General features: G+C 58.9%; 16 protein-coding genes and 1 pseudogene. 4 read left to right on the top strand and 13 right to left on the bottom strand.

All coding sequences use genetic code 11. From position 1 onward, the window contains the following. Positions 1-47: 47 nt before the first annotated feature. Both istA and istB read left to right on the top strand, forming a co-directional pair. Entirely contained in the window at positions 48-1,547 is a 1,500-nt protein-coding gene (gene istA, locus EIY72_RS26430; RefSeq protein ID WP_132680184.1) for an IS21 family transposase, read from the top strand. Beyond that, a complete protein-coding gene (istB, locus tag EIY72_RS26425; RefSeq protein WP_093215689.1) occupies positions 1,540-2,343 on the top strand; it encodes an IS21-like element helper ATPase IstB in 804 nt (267 codons plus the stop codon). The genes istA and istB overlap by 8 nt, the downstream gene beginning before the upstream one ends. Positions 2,344-3,065: 722 nt before the next feature. Here the strand turns inward: istB and tmk are convergent. From tmk to EIY72_RS26375, 10 genes and pseudogenes are all read right to left on the bottom strand, one after another. Next, positions 3,066-3,359: pseudogene (gene tmk / locus EIY72_RS26420) on the bottom strand (dTMP kinase); the annotation flags it as partial. A 19-nt stretch (positions 3,360-3,378) separates the two neighbouring features. Further along, positions 3,379-4,599: an endolytic transglycosylase MltG gene (mltG, locus tag EIY72_RS26415; RefSeq protein ID WP_093215684.1), complete on the bottom strand. Its 1,221-nt coding sequence runs from the start codon at positions 4,597-4,599 to the stop codon at positions 3,379-3,381. Positions 4,600-4,602: 3 nt separating this feature from the next. Continuing rightward, complete coding sequence (gene pabC, locus EIY72_RS26410) at positions 4,603-5,418, bottom strand: aminodeoxychorismate lyase (RefSeq protein WP_093215678.1); 816 nt, start codon at positions 5,416-5,418, stop codon at positions 4,603-4,605. Beyond that, positions 5,418-6,662: a beta-ketoacyl-ACP synthase II gene (gene fabF, locus EIY72_RS26405; RefSeq protein WP_093215673.1), complete on the bottom strand. Its 1,245-nt coding sequence runs from the start codon at positions 6,660-6,662 to the stop codon at positions 5,418-5,420. The genes pabC and fabF overlap by 1 nt, the downstream gene beginning before the upstream one ends. 110 nt (positions 6,663-6,772) lie before the next feature. Continuing rightward, the gene (gene acpP / locus EIY72_RS26400) at positions 6,773-7,009 is read right to left on the bottom strand and encodes an acyl carrier protein (RefSeq protein WP_003175607.1); all 237 of its coding nucleotides are present in this window, start codon (positions 7,007-7,009) and stop codon (positions 6,773-6,775) included. A gap of 196 nt (positions 7,010-7,205) precedes the next feature. Next, the gene (gene fabG, locus EIY72_RS26395) at positions 7,206-7,946 is read right to left on the bottom strand and encodes a 3-oxoacyl-ACP reductase FabG (RefSeq protein ID WP_093215668.1); all 741 of its coding nucleotides are present in this window, start codon (positions 7,944-7,946) and stop codon (positions 7,206-7,208) included. Positions 7,947-7,962: 16 nt separating this feature from the next. Then, complete coding sequence (gene fabD, locus EIY72_RS26390; RefSeq protein ID WP_093215664.1) at positions 7,963-8,901, bottom strand: ACP S-malonyltransferase; 939 nt, start codon at positions 8,899-8,901, stop codon at positions 7,963-7,965. Between the two features lie 125 nt (positions 8,902-9,026). Then, positions 9,027-10,037 (bottom strand): phosphate acyltransferase PlsX, encoded by a 1,011-nt coding sequence (gene plsX, locus EIY72_RS26385; protein WP_093215659.1) that lies wholly within the window; start codon positions 10,035-10,037, stop codon positions 9,027-9,029. Between the two features lie 4 nt (positions 10,038-10,041). Continuing rightward, positions 10,042-10,224, bottom strand: coding sequence for a 50S ribosomal protein L32 (gene rpmF / locus EIY72_RS26380; protein ID WP_003179396.1), 183 nt, complete (start codon positions 10,222-10,224; stop codon positions 10,042-10,044). Positions 10,225-10,237: 13 nt separating this feature from the next. Beyond that, complete coding sequence (locus EIY72_RS26375; protein WP_007942001.1) at positions 10,238-10,765, bottom strand: YceD family protein; 528 nt, start codon at positions 10,763-10,765, stop codon at positions 10,238-10,240. A 105-nt stretch (positions 10,766-10,870) separates the two neighbouring features. Here EIY72_RS26375 and EIY72_RS26370 point away from each other — a divergent pair, with 105 nt between their 5' ends. Continuing rightward, positions 10,871-11,449, top strand: coding sequence for a Maf family protein (locus tag EIY72_RS26370; protein WP_093215655.1), 579 nt, complete (start codon positions 10,871-10,873; stop codon positions 11,447-11,449). Positions 11,450-11,501: 52 nt separating this feature from the next. On the opposite strand, the gene EIY72_RS26365 is transcribed toward EIY72_RS26370, so the two are convergent. The 3 genes from EIY72_RS26365 to rluC are packed head-to-tail and all read right to left on the bottom strand — an operon-like array spanning position 11,502 to position 14,127. Next, on the bottom strand, positions 11,502-12,491 hold the full coding sequence (locus EIY72_RS26365; RefSeq protein WP_132680181.1) for a S49 family peptidase: 990 nt from the start codon (positions 12,489-12,491) through the stop codon (positions 11,502-11,504). Positions 12,492-12,515: 24 nt separating this feature from the next. Then, positions 12,516-13,178 carry an HAD-IA family hydrolase gene (locus tag EIY72_RS26360; RefSeq protein WP_093215651.1) on the bottom strand — a complete coding sequence of 221 codons (663 nt, stop codon included), beginning with the start codon at positions 13,176-13,178 and terminating at the stop codon, positions 12,516-12,518. Further along, positions 13,165-14,127 (bottom strand): 23S rRNA pseudouridine(955/2504/2580) synthase RluC, encoded by a 963-nt coding sequence (gene rluC, locus EIY72_RS26355; RefSeq protein ID WP_093215647.1) that lies wholly within the window; start codon positions 14,125-14,127, stop codon positions 13,165-13,167. Before rluC ends, EIY72_RS26360 begins: the two co-directional genes overlap by 14 nt. A gap of 701 nt (positions 14,128-14,828) precedes the next feature. Between rluC and rne the strand changes: the two genes are divergently transcribed. Continuing rightward, complete coding sequence (rne, locus tag EIY72_RS26345) at positions 14,829-18,044, top strand: ribonuclease E (RefSeq protein ID WP_093215642.1); 3,216 nt, start codon at positions 14,829-14,831, stop codon at positions 18,042-18,044. Positions 18,045-18,063: the final 19 nt, after the last annotated feature.

Raw genomic sequence — 18,063 nt, 5'->3', positions numbered from 1 at the left:
AACTGCTTCTGCTCACTTTCCGAGCAGGAGAACACAGGGTGATCAGCATGGAAATGTTGGGAAAAATCCGGCGGATGTACTTCCGCGACAAGCTCTCGCTGCACCAGATAGCCAAGCGTACCGGGCTGTCGAGAAACACCATCCGAAAATGGGTCAGAGCGCCCGAAGCCACTCAGCCGGCGTACCAGCGGTGCGCGACCTTCAACAAACTCAGCCCATTCCACGACACGCTGGAACAGGCGCTGAAAGCCGATTCGTTCCGGGCAAAGCACAACCGCAGAAGCGCCAAAGCACTTTTCGAGCAGATCAAGGCCGAGGGTTATGACGGCGGCTATAGCCAGCTCACGGCGTTTGTACGCTCGTGGCGAGGTGAGCAAGGCAAGTCTTTACGCGCTTTTGTGCCGCTGACGTTTGCGCTCGGTGAAGCCTTTCAATTTGACTGGAGCGAAGAAGGATTGCTGATCGGCGGCCTGTTCCGACGCATCCAGGTTTCCCACATGAAGCTGTGCGCCAGTCGCGCATTCTGGTTGGTTGCCTACCCTAGCCAAGGTCACGAGATGCTGTTCGATGCCCATACACGCTCGTTCGGAGCGTTGGGTGGCGTGCCGCGTCGCGGCATCTACGACAACATGAAAACGGCTGTCGACAAGGTCAACAAAGGCAAGGGCCGCACGGTCAATGCACGGTTTGCCGTGATGTGCGCGCACTACCTGTTCGATCCGGATTTCTGCAACGTCGCCTCTGGCTGGGAAAAGGGCATTGTCGAGAAGAACGTTCAAGACAGTCGACGGCGCATTTGGCTTGACGCTCAAAACTGCATGTTCCACACCTTCGAGGAGCTGAATGCCTGGCTCGGCCAACGCTGTCGTGCGCTTTGGAGCGAGCTGCTGCATCCACAGTACAACGGACTAACGGTGGCGGAGGCTTTGGAGCTGGAACGGATCGAAATGATGCCGATGCCGACGGCCTTTGATGGCTATGTCGAGCGCACGGTACGGGTCTCCAGCACCTGCCTGATCAGTGTGGCGCGAAATCGCTATTCGGTGCCTTGTGAGCGAGTCGGCCAGTGGGTCAGCAGCCGTCTGTATCCTTCTCGGATCGTGGTCATCGCCGATGACACGATGATCGCCAGCCACGAGCGCCTCTTTGATCGAGATCAGGTCAGTTTTGACTGGCAGCATTACATCCCACTCATCGAGCGCAAGCCGGGTGCACTGCGCAATGGCGCACCGTTTGCCGATCTACCCAATCCGTTGCGGCTTCTCAAACGGGGCCTCAGACGTCACAGCAACGGTGATCGAATCATGACGCAAGTGCTGGCTGCGGTGCCCATCGCCGGTCTCGACCCGGTGCTGGTAGCGGTAGAGCTGGTGCTTGAGTCGGGAAGTCTGAGCGCCGATCACATCTTAAATGTTCTCGCCCGGCTCACCGCTACTGCACCGCCTCCTTCCGTAGAAACCAGCCTGCAACTCAAGGTGGCTCCCGTTGCCAACACGGCCCGATATGACCAACTCCGTACAACAGATGAGGAGAGCCGCAATGCGTGACTTGATGGCAGAACTTAAAGAACTGCGTCTGCATGGCATGGCGCAGGCTTGGGAAGAGCTGGCGGCCCAGAGAGAAGCTTCGACGGCATCCTCGAAATGGCTGCTTGAACATCTGCTCCAACAGGAGCAGGCAGATCGCGCCGTGCGCTCTGTGAATCATCAGATGAACATGGCAAAGCTCCCCATGCACCGTGATTTAGCTGGCTTTGACTTCAGCGCTTCCAGCGCTGATGCCCGTCTGGTCAAGGAGTTATCCAGCCTTGAATTTACGGAGACTGCGCAAAATGTAGTTTTCATCGGTGGGCCTGGAACCGGAAAAACACACCTGGCCAGTGCCTTGGCCGTGTCCGGAATCACTACTCATAACAAACGAGTACGGTTCTTCTCCACGGTGGATCTCGTCAATCTGCTGGAGCGTGAAAAGTACGATGGCAAGGCAGGCCGAATTGCCCAAGGACTGCTTCGAACAGACCTGGTGATACTCGATGAGCTTGGGTATTTGCCCTTCAGCCAGAGTGGTGGCGCGCTGTTATTTCACCTGCTTTCAAAACTGTACGAACACACCAGCGCGGTCATCACCACCAACCTCAGCTTCTCGGAATGGTCGAGTGTGTTTGGCGACGCCAAGATGACCACTGCGTTGCTAGATCGGCTGACACACCACTGCCACATCGTCGAAACGGGCAACGAGTCCTACCGCCTGCAACACAGCACCTTGGCCGCCCAGACAAAGATCAAGTCGCGTGAGCGAAAGCGCAAGGAGGAAGATGGTATCGAGGACGATGAACCGTTTTGATCTGCACCATAAACACCCTGCCGCATGCCTGCATGCGGTGGGGCCCGATGCGTCTTCAACCAGAACACTACTGCTAAGCTTATCCACAATTGCTGGGACAAAATCAGCAATCCGCCCTGGGTCAATTTTCAATCGGCAGGGTGGGTCAGTTTTCAATCAGCGCCAACATAACAGCACTATAAACATGATCGCAAAGCGCTATCACTCTTGAGGGGGCGCTCGCATTACTTTGATCGTTTTGGTCGTCTGCGCTGGATCGAGAAAGCACAAAACATCCGGGTTGGCCACGTGAGTGCGTGGCGCTCCCCAGCAGGATGCTAAACGTGCGAGCTCAATCATCACATCAATATCCAATGCCCTTGTTCGCTGCAAAAAATTAGCTTTGGAGACAGAAACTGGATTCAACATGGCGGTAAAAAATTGGAAAACGTAAACCCTGAAACCCAGCAATTACGGGGGTTTTGGCGTGGCACCATTTTAAGGAAGGGGGGATGATCGGAATTGCGAGAGCAATTGGGTTTACAAAATGCTGAAAAATATTTGAAAAAGGGGCTTGTTTACGTTTCGGATCTAGTGGAAGCTATAAATAAGACAGCAGAACTCAAGTCATCGGCTGGAGACCCAATATTCACGGGTGCTCAAGCTTCAAAGCGGTTTTTCAGAAGTTTGGAAAGGTGAAACGAAAAAAGTTTACCTACCAACCAAAGAGAAACTAGCATTGCGGTAAAACGATCACATAGCACCACCGCACCGCGAGCCAGCGCCGGACGTATCACTTCGGCCAGGTGCTGGGCACGCGCGGCAAACACCAGCAACAACTCAGTGTCGGAATTCATGACTTCATCGTTCGGCGCCAACAGCACTTCTCGAATGCGTTCGGCCAGTGGCGTGCCGCCCGGTTCGCGGGTTAGCACCACCTCGATACCGGCAGCGCGCAAACGCTCGGCCAGGTATTCACGGTTGGTGCTTTTGCCGGCGCCTTCCGGGCCTTCCAGCGTAATAAACAAGCCAGTCACAGGCAGTCCTTAGTCAAAGTCATTGCGGGTTTTGCGGGGCTTTCGCCTCAGGCGCCGGGGCTTCAGGCGCGGGGGCCGGCTCTTGCGCAGGCACCTGGGGCACGGCTTCCGGGGCGGTGTTCGGTGAGGCCGCCGGAATCGGCGTTTGCGCCTCTGGTGCCTTGGCTTCCTGCACATCGCTTGCAGCAGGTGCCTCGGGTGCCGTCATCGGTGCCGGGCTGGAACGGTAATCCGCGCGCCGCTTGAGCTGGAATTCGCGCACCGCATTGTTGTGCGCATCCAGGTCATCAGAGAACACATGGCTGCCGTCGCCACGGGCGACAAAATACAGGCTGTTGCCCGCTACCGGATTGAGGGCGGCATGAATCGCCTCGCGACCGACCATGGCAATCGGGGTCGGCGGCAGGCCCGCATTCATGTAGGTGTTGTAAGGGTTGGCTTCCTTGAGATGAGCGCGGGTCAGCTTGCCGCTGTAGCGCTCGCCAAGGCCGTAGATCACCGTCGGATCGGTCTGCAGCAACATGCCCATCGACATGCGTCGCACAAACACGCCGGCAATCTGCCCGCGCTCCTGGGGCACACCGGTTTCCTTTTCCACCAGCGACGCCATGATCAGCGCTTGATAGGGGTCGGTGTAAGGTGCGTCTGCCGAGCGCTCTTCCCATTCCTTGGCGAGCACTTCGTCGAGGCGGTCGTAGGCAATTTTCAACAGCTCGACGTCGGACATGCCGCGCACGAAACGATAGGTATCAGGGAAGAACCGACCTTCGGGGAATATCCCGGCATGGCCAAGCTTGTCCATGACCTGGGTATCGCTCAGGCCGGCCAGCGTCTGCTCAAGCTTTTCGTCCTTGGCCAGCGCTGCGCGAACCTGACGGAAGTTCCAGCCTTCGACCAGGGTCAGGCTGTACTGGACCATTTCTCCGCGTTTCCACAGATCGATCAGCCCTTCAACGGTCATGCCCGGCTGCATGCGGTATTCACCGCTGTGCAACGGTTGCCTGGCAAGATTGAAGCGCCAATACACACGCAACCAGAACGCATCCTTGATGACGCCCTTGGCTTCAAGTCGGTAGAAGGTGCGGGTCGGCGTGGTGCCTTTTGGCACATCCAGCAATTGTTCCTGGGTGACATTCAGCGGCTGTACCAGCGCCGAATGAATCTTCCAGGCGGAAGCACCCAACAGCAGCCCCGCCAGAACCAGTCCGGTTTCCAGCAGCAGCAAGAGTTTACGTCTCACGTATCAAGCATCCAGTAGTGCACGGGCAATGGATTGGAGTTTACGGGTGAGCGGTCCAACCGGCCAGCTAAACGCAGCATAGGCGCGCACGGGCCAAATGCCATACACGCTGTTGCAGACAAAAACCTCATCAGCCTGTTGCAACTGGCCCAAAGAAATGTCGGTTATTTGTGTGGGGATTCCCAGTGACTCGGCTTGAAACAAAATCTCTTCGCGCATGACCCCGGCTACGCCGCAGCGGTCGAGTTGCGCCGTTGTCAGCACACCGTCGCGCACCAGGAACAGATTGCTGAAGACACCTTCGACCACCCGCCCTTCCTGATCGAGCATCAGGCCTTCGGCATGTTCCGTGTCTTGCCATTCCGCTCGGGCCAGGACCTGCTCGAGACGGTTCAGGTGCTTGAGTCCGGCCAGTAATGGCTGAGTGGACAGTCGTGTCGTGCAGGGGAACAAACGAATGCCCTGCTCGGCATGAGTCGCAGGATAAGCCGCAGGAGGATTGCCGGAAAGAATGCGCCGGGCCTGGGCGGCCGGATCAAAAGCATAGCCGCGCTGGCTGTCGCCCCGCGTCACGACCAGCTTGAGCACACCGTTATCCAGCTGCGCGGCATAGTCCGTCAATTCCGTGACCATGGCGCCATGGTCAAGGTTGATCGAGAGTCGCTGGCAACCCTTGGTCAAACGCACCAGATGGCGAGCCAGCAGGGCTGGAACGCCATCGCGCACAGCGATGGTCTCGAACAGACCATCGCCATACGCCAGGCCGCGATCTTTCAGCGACAGAACATCAGCCGGCTGACCGTCGACCCAGCTGTCCATCAGCCTGCGAACCGGCGGAACACCAGCGAGCCGTTGGTACCGCCAAAACCGAAGGAGTTGGAGACCACCACATCGATGTCCATGTTACGCGCGGTGTGCGGCACAAAATCGAGGTCGCAGCCTTCGTCCGGCTCATCGAGGTTGATGGTCGGAGGGGCTACCTGACTGTTGATTGCCAGCACGCTGAAGATCGCCTCGACTGCACCGGCTGCCCCCAGCAAATGACCGGTCATCGACTTGGTCGAGCTGACGGCCAGCTTGTAGGCGTGGTCACCGAACACCGACTTGATCGCGCAGGCTTCGGCGAGGTCGCCAGCCGGGGTCGAAGTGCCGTGGGCGTTGATGTACTGCACCTGATCGCTGTTGATCTTCGCATCGCGCAAGGCATTGGTGATGCAACGCGCTGCACCGGCGCCATCGGCGGGTGGCGAGGTCATGTGGAACGCGTCACCACTGGTGCCGAAGCCGATCAGCTCGGCATAAATGGTCGCACCGCGCGCCTTGGCATGCTCGAGCTCTTCAAGCACCAACGCACCTGCACCATCGGACAACACAAAGCCATCGCGACCCTTGTCCCATGGACGGCTGGCGCGGGTTGGCTCGTCGTTTCGGGTCGACAGGGCGCGGGAGGCACCGAAGCCGCCCATGCCCAGGCCGCAGGCGGCCATCTCGGCGCCACCGGCAATCATCACGTCGGCTTCGTCGTACATGATATTGCGGGCAGCCATGCCAATGCAGTGCGTACCCGTAGTGCACGCTGTAGCAATGGCGTAGTTAGGCCCCTGCACACCCAGGTGGATGGACAGGAAGCCGGAAATCATATTGATGATCGAGCCTGGCACGAAGAACGGAGAAATCCGTCGTGGGCCCGTCTCATGCAGGGTGCGGCTGGTTTCTTCGATATTGGTCAGACCGCCAATACCTGAACCCATGGCCACGCCGATACGCTCACGGTTGGCGTCAGTGACTTCCAGACCGGCGTTGCGGACTGCCTGAAAACCTGCGGCCAGACCGTACTGAATGAACAGGTCGAGCTTGCGAGCTTCCTTGACCGACAGGTATTCCTCGACATTGAAGCCCTTTACCGAGCCGCCAAAACGGGTGGAATAGGCAGAAAGGTCGGTGTGTTCGATCAGACCAATGCCACTGCGGCCAGCCAGAATGCCCTGCCAACTGCTCGGCACATCGGTGCCCAGTGGCGACAACATACCCATACCGGTGACTACGACGCGTCTACGCGACACAGCACTCTCCTTTTTTCAAATGACGACTTTTGCATCAGGCCTAAAGAAAAAACCGCACGCCATGATGGCAGTGCGGTTTTTCCATGACAGCGAGCAACGATTACAAACTATTACGCCTGGTGGCTAGTAACGTAGTCGATTGCAGCTTGTACGGTAGTGATCTTCTCAGCTTCTTCGTCAGGGATTTCGGTCTCGAATTCCTCTTCCAGAGCCATCACCAGCTCAACGGTGTCAAGGGAGTCGGCACCCAGGTCTTCAACGAAGGAAGCAGTGTTGACCACTTCTTCTTCTTTAACGCCCAGTTGCTCAGCAACGATTTTCTTGACGCGCTCTTCGATGGTGCTCATACCTTGTTTTCACTCCTAATGGACAAATTCAGGCAGCTGGCCAGTGGGTAAGTGTATAGAAAGGCTTTTCAGCTTTTCAACTGAAAGCTTCACTCCTCGAACCCGGTGACCCTCTGCCTATAAATAGATTGCAGCTTTATAACGGATTTTAGACAGCTCGTATGACATTTTTTTGAAGCAATCCGTCACATTTGAATTACATGTACATCCCGCCGTTCACCGGGATTGTAGCCCCGGTCACGTATGCCGCACCGTCGGATGCAAGAAAAGCGACCACGGACGCGATCTCTTGAGCTTGCCCCAGACGACCCAGCGGAATCTGCGTCTGCAAGGCTTCACGCTGTGCCTCAGGCAGTTCACGGGTCATATCGGTATCGATGAACCCAGGGGCCACCGAGTTTACCGTAATCGAACGCGAACCGACTTCACGCGCCAGTGCACGGCTGAAACCTTCCAGACCGGCCTTGGCGGCAGCGTAGTTTACTTGGCCTGCGTTGCCCATGGCACCCACAACCGAACCAATACTGATAATTCGACCCCAACGCGCCTTGGTCATACCACGCAAAACGCCCTTGGACAGGCGGAACAGACTGTTCAGGTTGGTATCGACGACGTCATGCCACTCGTCGTCTTTCATACGCATCATCAGGTTATCGCGGGTGATACCGGCATTGTTGACCAGGATCGCCGGTGCACCGAACTGTTCCTGAATGCTCGCCAGCACTGCTGCAACGGACTCGTCACTGGTGACATTGAGTTCAAGACCGGTGCCTTGTACGCCGTGTTCCTTCAGGGTCGCAGCAATACGCTCGGCACCCGAGGCAGAGGTCGCCGTACCGACGACGATGGCGCCCTGACGACCCAGTTCCAATGCGATAGCCTGGCCAATACCGCGGCTTGCACCGGTGACCAGTGCAACTTTACCTTGCAGACTCATGCAAGTTTCTCCTGATTCAGGCCAACGCTGCACGGGCGGCAGCGAAAGCGTCTGGGGTGTTGAGGTTGGATGTCGATACGCCTTCAGCGCAACGCTTGTTCAGGCCGGCCAGCACTTTACCCGGGCCGCACTCAACCAGTTGGGTAGCGCCCTTGGCAGCCAGCGCCTGGACCGATTCAACCCAGCGCACGGGTTTGTAAAGCTGCTCAAGCAGATCACGCTTGAGGGTTTGCAGATCCGCCGGCACATCAGCGCTGACGTTCTGCACCACAGGAATCTGCGGAGCCTGCCAGTCAATGGCGGCGATCGATTCGGCAAAACGCTCGGCAGCCGGGCGCATCAGTTCGCAGTGCGATGGCACGCTGACCGGCAATGGCATGGCGCGCTTGGCGCCACGGGCCTTGCAACCTTCAATGGCACGCTCGACGGCGGCCTTGGCACCGGCGATCACCACCTGGCCTGGCGAGTTGAAGTTCACCGCGCTAACCACTTCGCCCTGCGCTGCTTCAGCACAGGCTGCGACGACGTCGGCATCGTCCAGACCGAGGATCGCAGCCATACCGCCCTGCCCGGCCGGAACGGCTTCCTGCATCAGTTTGCCACGGGTTTCCACCAGCTTGACCGCGTCAGCCAGGCTCAGGCTGCCAGCAGCAACCAGTGCACTGTACTCACCCAGGCTATGACCGGCGACAAATGCCGGGCGGGCGCCGCCCTCTGCCAGCCACAGACGCCACAGGGCGATCGAAGCGGTCAGGATGGCCGGTTGGGTTTTATCGGTTTGATTGAGCTGCTCTTCCGGCCCCTGCTGGGTCAATGCCCACAGGTCGTAACCGAGCGCATCGGAAGCTTCTTTGAATGTTTCGAGGACAATCGGATGTTCCGCGCCCAACTCGGCCAACATGCCGAGGGACTGCGAACCTTGTCCTGGAAAGACGAATGCGAGGGAAGCAGACATGTAACAAGCCCCTAATGATCTTGTCGTCGGAGAATTGGCGTCCCGCTTGGGGGACACAAGAAACTGACAGTTGGATGGCCCAATGAACTGAGCGGTCACATTTAAGCATTGTCCGACGAAAACGCCTAAAGCAACAAATCCTCCAGACGACCGTGAAGGCGCTCGGGCAGATTCTCCTGAATCTCGATCAAGGCGCGCTGAATGGCGCTCTGAAAGCCCTGGACACCGGCCGAACCGTGACTTTTCACGACAATGCCCTGCAGTCCCAGAAAGCTCGCACCGTTGTGTCGGGCAGGCGCCAGATCGGCCTGCAGGCGCTTCATCAAAGGCAGGGCCAATGCGCCGACCATGCGCGAGGCAACATTTTGCTTGAACAAGGCTTCGATGCGCCCGGCGATCATGGTCGCCAGCCCTTCGCTGGACTTGAGCAGGATGTTGCCGACAAAACCGTCACAGACCACCACATCGGCTTCACCACGGTACAAACCGTCGCCTTCGACGAAGCCGATGTAGTTGATGCCACGCGCATTTTGCAACAAGGTCGCCGCCAGCTTGACCTGCTGATTGCCCTTGATGTCTTCGGTGCCGATATTCAGCAGCGCCACCCGCGGACGAGCAATGCCCAGGGTTTGCGCTGCAACCGAGCCCATCACCGCAAATTGCAGCAAGTGCTCGGCGCTGCAATCGACGTTTGCGCCCAGGTCCAGCAACTGGCAGTAACCCTTCTGGGTCGGGATGGCCGCCACCATGGCCGGCCGGTCGATCCCTGGCAGGGTTTTCAGCACGAAGCGGGACAACGCCATCAACGCGCCAGTATTGCCGGCACTGACGCAAGCCTGAACCTTGCCATCGCGCAGCAGCTCAAGCGCGACACGCATCGAAGAATCGGGCTTGCCGCGCAGGGCCTGGGCCGGTTTTTCATCCATGGTGATGACTTCGCTCGCCGGAGCAATCGACAGGCGCGCGCGATCCACAGCCGATTGGCCAGCGATCAGTTCTTCAAGTAGGGAGGGTTGACCGACGAGGGTCAGGTGCAGCGAGGGCGTAGCAGACAGGCAAGCGAAACAAGCCTGGACAATGCTGCGGGGACCGAAGTCCCCGCCCATTGCGTCAATCGCGATGACTTGAGCGGACAAGTGATTACTCGTCAGCGCCCTTGTCGATCACTTTACGGCCACGGTATACGCCTTCTGGCGATACGTGGTGACGCAGGTGAACTTCACCAGTGGTTTTTTCTACAGACAGGGTGCTAGCCTCGAGAGCGTCGTGCGAACGGCGCATGTCACGGGCAGAGCGGGATTTTTTGTTCTGCTGAACAGCCATAATTGATTAACTCCTAAACGTTTGGGTCACGCTTTAACTGCGCCAATACACTGAACGGGTTGGACCGCGTTACCTCGTCCTCGCTCGGTTCGGGCTCATCTGCTCCCGCCGGCTGCTGGCATTCTTCCGGATGATGAGCAGGCACAATGGGCAAGGCGAGCAGAAGCTCCTCCTCGATCAGTGACTGCAGATCCAAAGGATCTTCGCCCAGTTCCAGCACGTCATAACCTTTCGGCAACGACTGGGTATTCGCACCCTCCTTCACCACAGCGTAACTGCATTCGCTATGGATCGGCAGGGTGACCAGCTCAAGACAACGCTGGCAAACCATTTTGACTTCAGTGTCGATAAAGCTGTGGATGACCACAGATTTACGTTCATCTCGTTCAAAAACGAATTTAGCCTGCACCGTACCGACATTGTCGGAAAGCGGGTCGCAGAGTCTCTCCAAATCGGCCAGCAGCATTTCACCTTGAAGGGTGGTGCCACGGTCAGCCAATTTGCGCGGGTCAACGTGAGGTGGAATCGGGTCATTCAACATAGGCGCAGCATTATAGGGATGCACCCGCCCATGTCAAAGGAAATTCAGCCCTGTCCGTCACTTGGAAGCCCCGCTAGAATTCGCGCCTGCCTTCTGGAGTTGCCCATGCTGCCTTTAATACTTGCTTCCAGCTCGGTCTATCGCCGGGAATTGCTGAACCGCTTGCAGCTGCCTTTCACCTGCAGTTCGCCGGATATCGACGAAAGCCATCGCCCTGGCGAATCCGCCGTCGACCTGGTCAAGCGCCTCGCCGAACAGAAGGCACGTGCATTGGCCGGTACCCATACCGCTCATCTGATAGTCGGCTCCGACCAGGTGGCCGTGCTCGGCGAGAAGATTATCGGCAAACCGCACACCTTCGAAAAGGCCCGGGAACAACTGCTGACCGCCAGCGGCAACAGCGTAACCTTCTTGACCGGCCTGGCCCTGCTCAACAGCCAGACCGGGGAGTGCCAGGTCGACTGCGTACCCTTTACCGTACACATGCGCACCCTGGACGCTAACAGCATTGAACGCTACCTGCGCGCCGAACAGCCCTACGATTGCGCCGGCAGCTTCAAGGCCGAAGGCCTGGGGGTTTGCCTGTTCCGCAGCACGGAAGGGCCGGATGCGACCAGCCTGATCGGGCTGCCGCTGATTCGGTTGATCGACATGTTGCTAATCGAAGGCATCCAGATCCCCTGAACACCCAACAAAAAACCGGCCAATCAGGCCGGTTTTTTGTTACCCCAGACGATCAGCGCAAAGAAGGGCCATTAAAGCCCATCCACATTGCCAAATGTTCGGCCACGCTGGCACCGAGTTTTTTCGAGAAACGATCGAAAGGTGATTCCTGCACGGTAAAGTCGACAATTTCCTTCTCGCCCACCACATCGCGAGCCACCGAGCTGGCATTGCCCAACCCGTCGATCAGACCCAGCGGCAGCGCCTGCTCACCAGACCAGACCAGACCGGAGAACAACTCCGGATGCTCCTTGTCCTTCAGGCGATCACCACGACCCTGCTTGACGCTGTTGATGAACTGCTGATGGGTGGTATCAAGCACACCCTGCCAGAACGCGGTTTCATCCGGCTTCTGTGGCTGGAACGGATCAAGGAATGCCTTGTGCTCGCCGGAGGTGTAGGTCCGGCGCTCGACGCCCAACTTCTCCATGGTGCCGACAAAACCGTATCCGGCCGCCGTCACCCCAATGGAACCGACCAGGCTGGCCTTGTCGGCATAGATCTGGTCTGCCGCACTGGCAATGTAGTACGCACCAGAAGCACCCAGGTCGGAAATCACCGCATAGACCTTGGTGTCCGGATGCAAGCCGCGCAGGCGGCGTATTTCGTCATACACGTAACCCGACTGCACCGGACTGCCGCCAGGGCTATTGATGCGCAGGATGATGCCCTTGACCTTATCGTCCTCGAAGGCCGCACGCAGGCTGCCGACGATGTTGTCCGCGCTGGCAGGCTCCTTGTCGGCGATCATGCCGGTCACATCGATCAACGCCGTGTAATGGGCGCTGCGAGTAGCCGCTTTTTCCATGTCCATCAGCGGCGAAAACAGCAGCAGCGCGCCAAACAGGTACACGAACGTCAGCAGCTTGAAGAAGATCCCCCAACGACGGGACCGACGCTGCTCCTGGACACTGGCCAGCAGGGTCTTCTCCAGCAGCTTCCAACTCTTGTCGTCACCGCTCTCTGCGCTCGCCTTCGCGGGCGCCTTCCATTCGTCGGTCATGCCATCCACCCTAAAAACAACCGGTTAAACCCGCTGACGCAGCCAGGCATGCAATTCTGAAAAATGATCGATGGACAATTGCGGCCCGAACAGCTTCAACGCATCGATGGATTGCGCGCCATAACTGACCGCTACCGAGCCCATGCCGGCATTGCGCGCCATCTGCAAATCAAACGACGAATCACCCACCATCAACGCCTGCTCAGGACGCACTTCGCAGTGCGCCAGTATCTGCTCAAGCATCAGCGGATGAGGCTTGCTCGCCGTTTCATCGGCCGCCCGGGTGATATCGAAGTAATTTTCCCAGCCATGGGCCTTCAATACGCGATCAAGCCCCCGACGCGCCTTGCCGGTCGCTACGGCCAGGTGATAACCCTCGGCACGAAACGCCTCCATTGACTCGAGCACTCCTTCGAACAGCGGCGAAGGCACCGCTTCGGCAGCGATGTAGTGCTCGGCATAGAAATCACGAAACGCCAGCAGCTCTGGATCGGTGATCTCGGGGTACAAGGTACGGATCGCCTCTGGCAGCCCCAGGCCAATGATGCCTTTGACGGCAAAATCATCGCGCAATGCAAAGCCGGAGCGCTCGGAGGCCACGTGCATCGCCTCGACAATCCGACCAATGGAATCGGCCAGGGTGCCGTCCCAATCGAAAATCAGCAGTTTGTAATCAGATGGGCGCACTCAATCGCTCCACGGTCTTGGCCCACATTTCGTCGACCGGAGCCTGCAACTTCAGTTCGCCGCCGTCGGGCAGCGGCACAGTCAGCATGTAGGCGTGCAGGAACAGGCGCTTGCCGCCCAGATCACGAATTTCCTTGCTGAAATCGTCATCGCCGTACTTGGTATCACCGGCAATGCAGTGACCGGCGTGCAAGGTGTGGACACGAATCTGGTGGGTCCGGCCGGTGATCGGCTTGGCTTCGACCAGGGTGGCAAAGTCGCCGAAACGGCGCAGGACCTTGAACACGGTCACCGACTCCTTGCCCTCCTCCTCATCGACCTCGACCATGCGCTCACCGGAGCGCAGATTGCTCTTGCCGAGCGCCGCTCGCACCTGCTTGATCGAGGACGCCCAATTGCCGCGAACCAGCGCCATGTAGCGCTTGTCGACGCCATCGCCGCGCAAGGCCGAGTGAAGGTGGCGCAGCATGCTGCGCTTCTTGGCGATCATCAGCAGGCCGGAGGTGTCACGGTCGAGGCGGTGAACCAGTTCCAGCTCCTTGCAATCGGGACGCAACTGACGAAAGGCTTCGATCACGCCGTAATTCAAGCCGCTACCGCCATGAACGGCGATACCGCAAGGCTTGTTGATCACGATCAGCGCCTTGTCTTCATACACGATCGACGCTTCGAGGCGCTGAAGGAGGCCTTGTGCCAGCGGCACCGGCTCGTCACGCTCAGGCACGCGAACCGGCGGCACGCGCACGATATCGCCGGCCTGCAGCTTGTATTCGGGCTTGATCCGGCCTTTGTTCACGCGCACTTCGCCTTTACGCAAAATGCGGTAAATCAAGGTCTTGGGCACGCCTTTGAGCCGGGCGAGGAGGAAATTGTCTATGCGTTGGCCGGCATATTCCGGCGAGACCTCAAGCAGTTGTACGCCTGGAGTCGGGGGGGTAGTCGTCGTCATGGCGCGGATGATAACAATTTTTTATGGAATTGAAGCACTTAATCATTGCTGCTATAGTCGCGAACGCCGCCAAAAGCGGCCTGGACAGCGGAGTAACGGTCAAAAACCGGCCCTGACCAACGCAATTCACCAGGACGCGAGGCCGTCCTACGGGGCTTTCGCTACGTAACGGTGGAGTTTTCAGCTGTAACAAGCGCAGGTGACATGAGGCCTGAATCAAGCCGCAAAACAGAGTTTTGACTCGTTTTTCGAGCCTATATTCACGGCCAGTTCACAAAGTGCAGTCAGCTGCAAATGACCCCGAGCGAAAGCTTCGGAAACAACGCCTAAATTAGCCATGATGCGTGACTTCCCCTTTCGGAGCTCACGGTAAATGCCAACCCGCTGCGGATTCTGCGCGCGGCAGCACCCGAATTATCAGGGATACGTGTAGGGTGGAGATGCACAACCGCTGGACTGTGTAGCAATAGGCTTTATCAAGACGCTTCATCTCGTCCACAGCCGCTGGTTGATTCCTCCTCCTGACTGAGTGCTTAAGTAGCCACAGCAAGCAGGACGCGTACGTCGCGATAACGGCCCACATTGGCCCGACTTCGCTGGACACGGGAATGGCCAACCACTCCCGACGCACCTGACACCGACCGTGAGAAGTCGTGTGTGCCGAACGCCGTTTCCGGCAGCCCGGAAACCGACGGTACTACATGAAAAGAATGCTGATTAACGCAACTCAACCCGAAGAGTTGCGTGTTGCACTGGTAGATGGCCAACGCCTCTACGACCTGGACATCGAATCCGGTGCACGCGAGCAGAAGAAGGCCAACATCTATAAAGGCCGGATTACTCGCATCGAACCAAGCCTTGAGGCTGCCTTTGTCGATTTCGGCTCCGAGCGCCACGGCTTCCTGCCCCTCAAAGAAATCTCCCGCGAATACTTCAAGAAAGCCCCCGAAGGCCGCGTCAACATCAAGGACGTCCTGAGCGAAGGCCAGGAAGTCATCGTTCAGGTCGAAAAAGAAGAACGTGGCAACAAGGGCGCCGCCCTGACCACCTTCATCAGCCTGGCCGGTCGTTACCTGGTGCTGATGCCGAACAACCCGCGTGCGGGTGGCATCTCGCGTCGTATCGAAGGCGAAGAGCGCAACGAACTGCGTGAAGCCCTGAACGGCCTGGTAGCCCCAGCCGACATGGGCCTGATCGTGCGCACTGCCGGCCTGGGCCGCAGCAGCGAAGAAATGCAGTGGGACCTCGACTACCTGCTGCAACTGTGGACCGCCATCAAGGAAGCCTCGCTGGATCGCGCCGCGCCATTCCTGATCTACCAGGAAAGCAACGTGATCATCCGCGCTATCCGCGATTACCTGCGCCAGGACATCGGCGAAGTGCTGATCGACAGCGTTGAAGCCCAGGACGAAGCCCTGACCTTCATCCGCCAGGTGATGCCGCAGTACGCCAGCAAGATCAAGCTGTACGAAGACAGCGTTCCGCTGTTCAACCGTTTCCAGATCGAAAGCCAGATCGAAACCGCTTTCCAGCGCGTCGTCGAACTGCCTTCCGGCGGCTCCATCGTGATCGACCCGACCGAAGCCCTGGTGTCCATCGACATCAACTCGGCGCGTGCGACCAAAGGCAGCGACATCGAAGAAACCGCGCTGCAGACCAACCTTGAAGCGGCCGAAGAGATCGCCCGTCAGTTGCGCCTGCGCGACATCGGCGGCCTGATCGTCATCGACTTCATCGACATGACCCCTGCCAAGAACCAGCGCGCCGTGGAAGAAAAAGTCCGCGAATGCCTGGAAGCCGACCGCGCCCGTGTGCAAGTCGGTCGCATCTCGCGCTTCGGCCTGCTGGAAATGTCCCGTCAGCGCCTGCGCCCGTCCCTGGGCGAAAGCAGCGGCATCGTCTGCCCGCGTTGCAACGGCACCGGCATCATCCGTGACGTTGAATCGCTGTCCCTGGCGATCCTGCGCCTGATCGAAGAAGAAGCCCTGAAAGACCGCACCGCCGAAGTTCGTGCACAAGTGCCGATCCCGGTCGCTGCGTTCCTGCTCAACGAAAAACGCAACTCGATCACCAAGATCGAACTGCGCACCCGCGCCCGCATCGTCATCCTGCCGAACGATCACCTCGAAACCCCACACTTCGAAGTGCAGCGTCTGCGTGACGACAGCCCGGAAGCGGCCACCAACCAGTCCAGCTACGAAATCGCCGCTGCCGCTGCCGAAGTGGAAGAAGTCCAGCCAGCCGCTGCGACCCGCACCCTGGTTCGCCAGGAAGCTGCGGTCAAGACTGCACCTGCTCGCGCCAACGCTCCGGTTCCGACCGAAGTCGCCGCTCCGGTTGCCGCACCGGCCGCCGCGCCAGAGCCAAGCCTGTTCAAGGGCCTGGTGAAGTCGCTGGTCAGCCTGTTCGCCAGCAAGGAAGAGCCTGTTGCACCGGTTGTGGTTGAAAAGCCTGCCACCACCGAGCGTCCAGCGCGCAACGAAGAGCGCCGCAACGGTCGTCAGCAGAGCCGCAACCGTAACGGTCGCCGCGATGAAGAGCGCAAGCCACGTGAAGAGCGTGCACCGCGTGAGGAACGCGCACCACGCGAGCCGCGTGAAGAGCGTCAGCCACGTGAAGTCCGCGAGCCTCGCGAGACCCGCGAAGAAACCCCAGCAGTCGCCCGCGAAGAACGTGCACCACGCGCACCGCGTGAAGAACGTGCCCCGCGCGCCCCGCGTGAAGACCGCAAGCCTCGTGGCGAGCGTGAAGAACGCGTGCGTGAACTGCGTGAGCCTCTGGATGCCGCTCCGGTAGCCGCCGCTGCCGCTGCTGCCGCAACCACTGAAGAGCGTCCAGCTCGCCAGCCACGCGAAGAGCGCGCGCCGCGCCCACCGCGTGAAGAGCGTCAGCCACGTGCCGAACAAGCCGCTGCTGCAGCGGCTGAAGAAGAACTGACCAGCAACGAAGAGCAACTGCAGGAAGAAGGTCAGGAAGGCGCCGAAGGCGACCGCCCACGCCGCCGTTCCCGTGGTCAGCGTCGTCGCAGCAACCGTCGTGAGCGTCAGCGTGACGCCAACGGCAACGTGATCGAAGGTTCGGAAGAGTCCGAGTCTGGCGAAAACGCTGAAGCACCGACCACCGCCGAACTGGCTGCTGGCCTGGCTGTGACTGCTGCCGTTGCCAGCACTGTAATCAGCGCACCGGCTGAAGCCCAGGCCAATGAGCAAGCCGAACGTGCCACTGCGGCACTGGAAGCTGCTCCGGTTGAAGCGCCAGTGGTCGAATCGACCACTCCAGTGGAAGTAGTTGCTGCACCGGAAGTCGAAATCGCCCCGGCACCTCAGGCACAAACTGTGGCTGAAGCGGTGGTCGAGCCAGCGCCAGTGGTTGAAGCACCTGCTGCGGCAGAAGCCGTGGTTGAGTCCGTGACTGAAACCGTTCGTGAGGTTCGCGAAGAGCAAACCGCGTTCAACTGGGTTGCCGAGCCAGCCGTTGCTGAAACTCCAGCGCCGGTCGTTGAAGCGCCAGTGGCTGAAGCCATGGTCTCCGAGCCAGTGGTTGCAGCGGCTGAACCTGCTCCGACGCCTGTCGTTGAAGCGCCAGTGGTTGAAGCACCGGTTGCTGCACCGGCACCTGCGCCTGCTGCACCGGTGGTTGAAGCGGCGCCTGTCAGCGCCCTGACGCCAAGCGGTCGCGCCCCTAACGACCCACGTGAAGTGCGTCGTCGCAAGCGTGAAGAAGAGCGCCTGCAGAAGGAAGCCGAACTGGCTGCCGCTGCGGCTTCGGTTGAAACGGTTGTAGCTGCCGAACCTGCTCCTGCAGCTGAAGTGGTTGTTGAATCGGTTATCGAAGAAGCACCACGCTCCGTTCAGGAAGCGGTACAGCAACACGAGCAAGCCCTGGAAAAAGAACACGAGCCTAAACCTCTCGTCTGATTCCATCGGCCACTAAAAA

It is taken from the genome of Pseudomonas vancouverensis, from assembly GCF_004348895.1.
Lineage (GTDB): Bacteria > Pseudomonadota > Gammaproteobacteria > Pseudomonadales > Pseudomonadaceae > Aquipseudomonas > Aquipseudomonas vancouverensis.
This window is presented reverse-complemented; position numbering and strand designations above follow the sequence as displayed.

Coding starts and splice junctions, on each gene's coding strand:
- istB (WP_093215689.1), top strand. CDS start 1,540: ATGCGTGACTTGATGGCAGAACTTAAAGAACTGCGTCTGCATGGCATG.
- EIY72_RS26375 (WP_007942001.1), bottom strand. CDS start 10,765: ATGTTGAATGACCCGATTCCACCTCACGTTGACCCGCGCAAATTGGCT.
- rpmF (WP_003179396.1), bottom strand. CDS start 10,224: ATGGCTGTTCAGCAGAACAAAAAATCCCGCTCTGCCCGTGACATGCGC.
- fabD (WP_093215664.1), bottom strand. CDS start 8,901: ATGTCTGCTTCCCTCGCATTCGTCTTTCCAGGACAAGGTTCGCAGTCC.
- fabG (WP_093215668.1), bottom strand. CDS start 7,946: ATGAGTCTGCAAGGTAAAGTTGCACTGGTCACCGGTGCAAGCCGCGGT.
- pabC (WP_093215678.1), bottom strand. CDS start 5,418: ATGGACAGCTGGGTCGACGGTCAGCCGGCTGATGTTCTGTCGCTGAAA.
- istA (WP_132680184.1), top strand. CDS start 48: ATGGAAATGTTGGGAAAAATCCGGCGGATGTACTTCCGCGACAAGCTC.
- acpP (WP_003175607.1), bottom strand. CDS start 7,009: ATGAGCACCATCGAAGAGCGCGTCAAGAAAATCGTTGCTGAGCAACTG.
- EIY72_RS26370 (WP_093215655.1), top strand. CDS start 10,871: ATGCTGCCTTTAATACTTGCTTCCAGCTCGGTCTATCGCCGGGAATTG.
- EIY72_RS26365 (WP_132680181.1), bottom strand. CDS start 12,491: ATGACCGACGAATGGAAGGCGCCCGCGAAGGCGAGCGCAGAGAGCGGT.
- rluC (WP_093215647.1), bottom strand. CDS start 14,127: ATGACGACGACTACCCCCCCGACTCCAGGCGTACAACTGCTTGAGGTC.
- rne (WP_093215642.1), top strand. CDS start 14,829: ATGAAAAGAATGCTGATTAACGCAACTCAACCCGAAGAGTTGCGTGTT.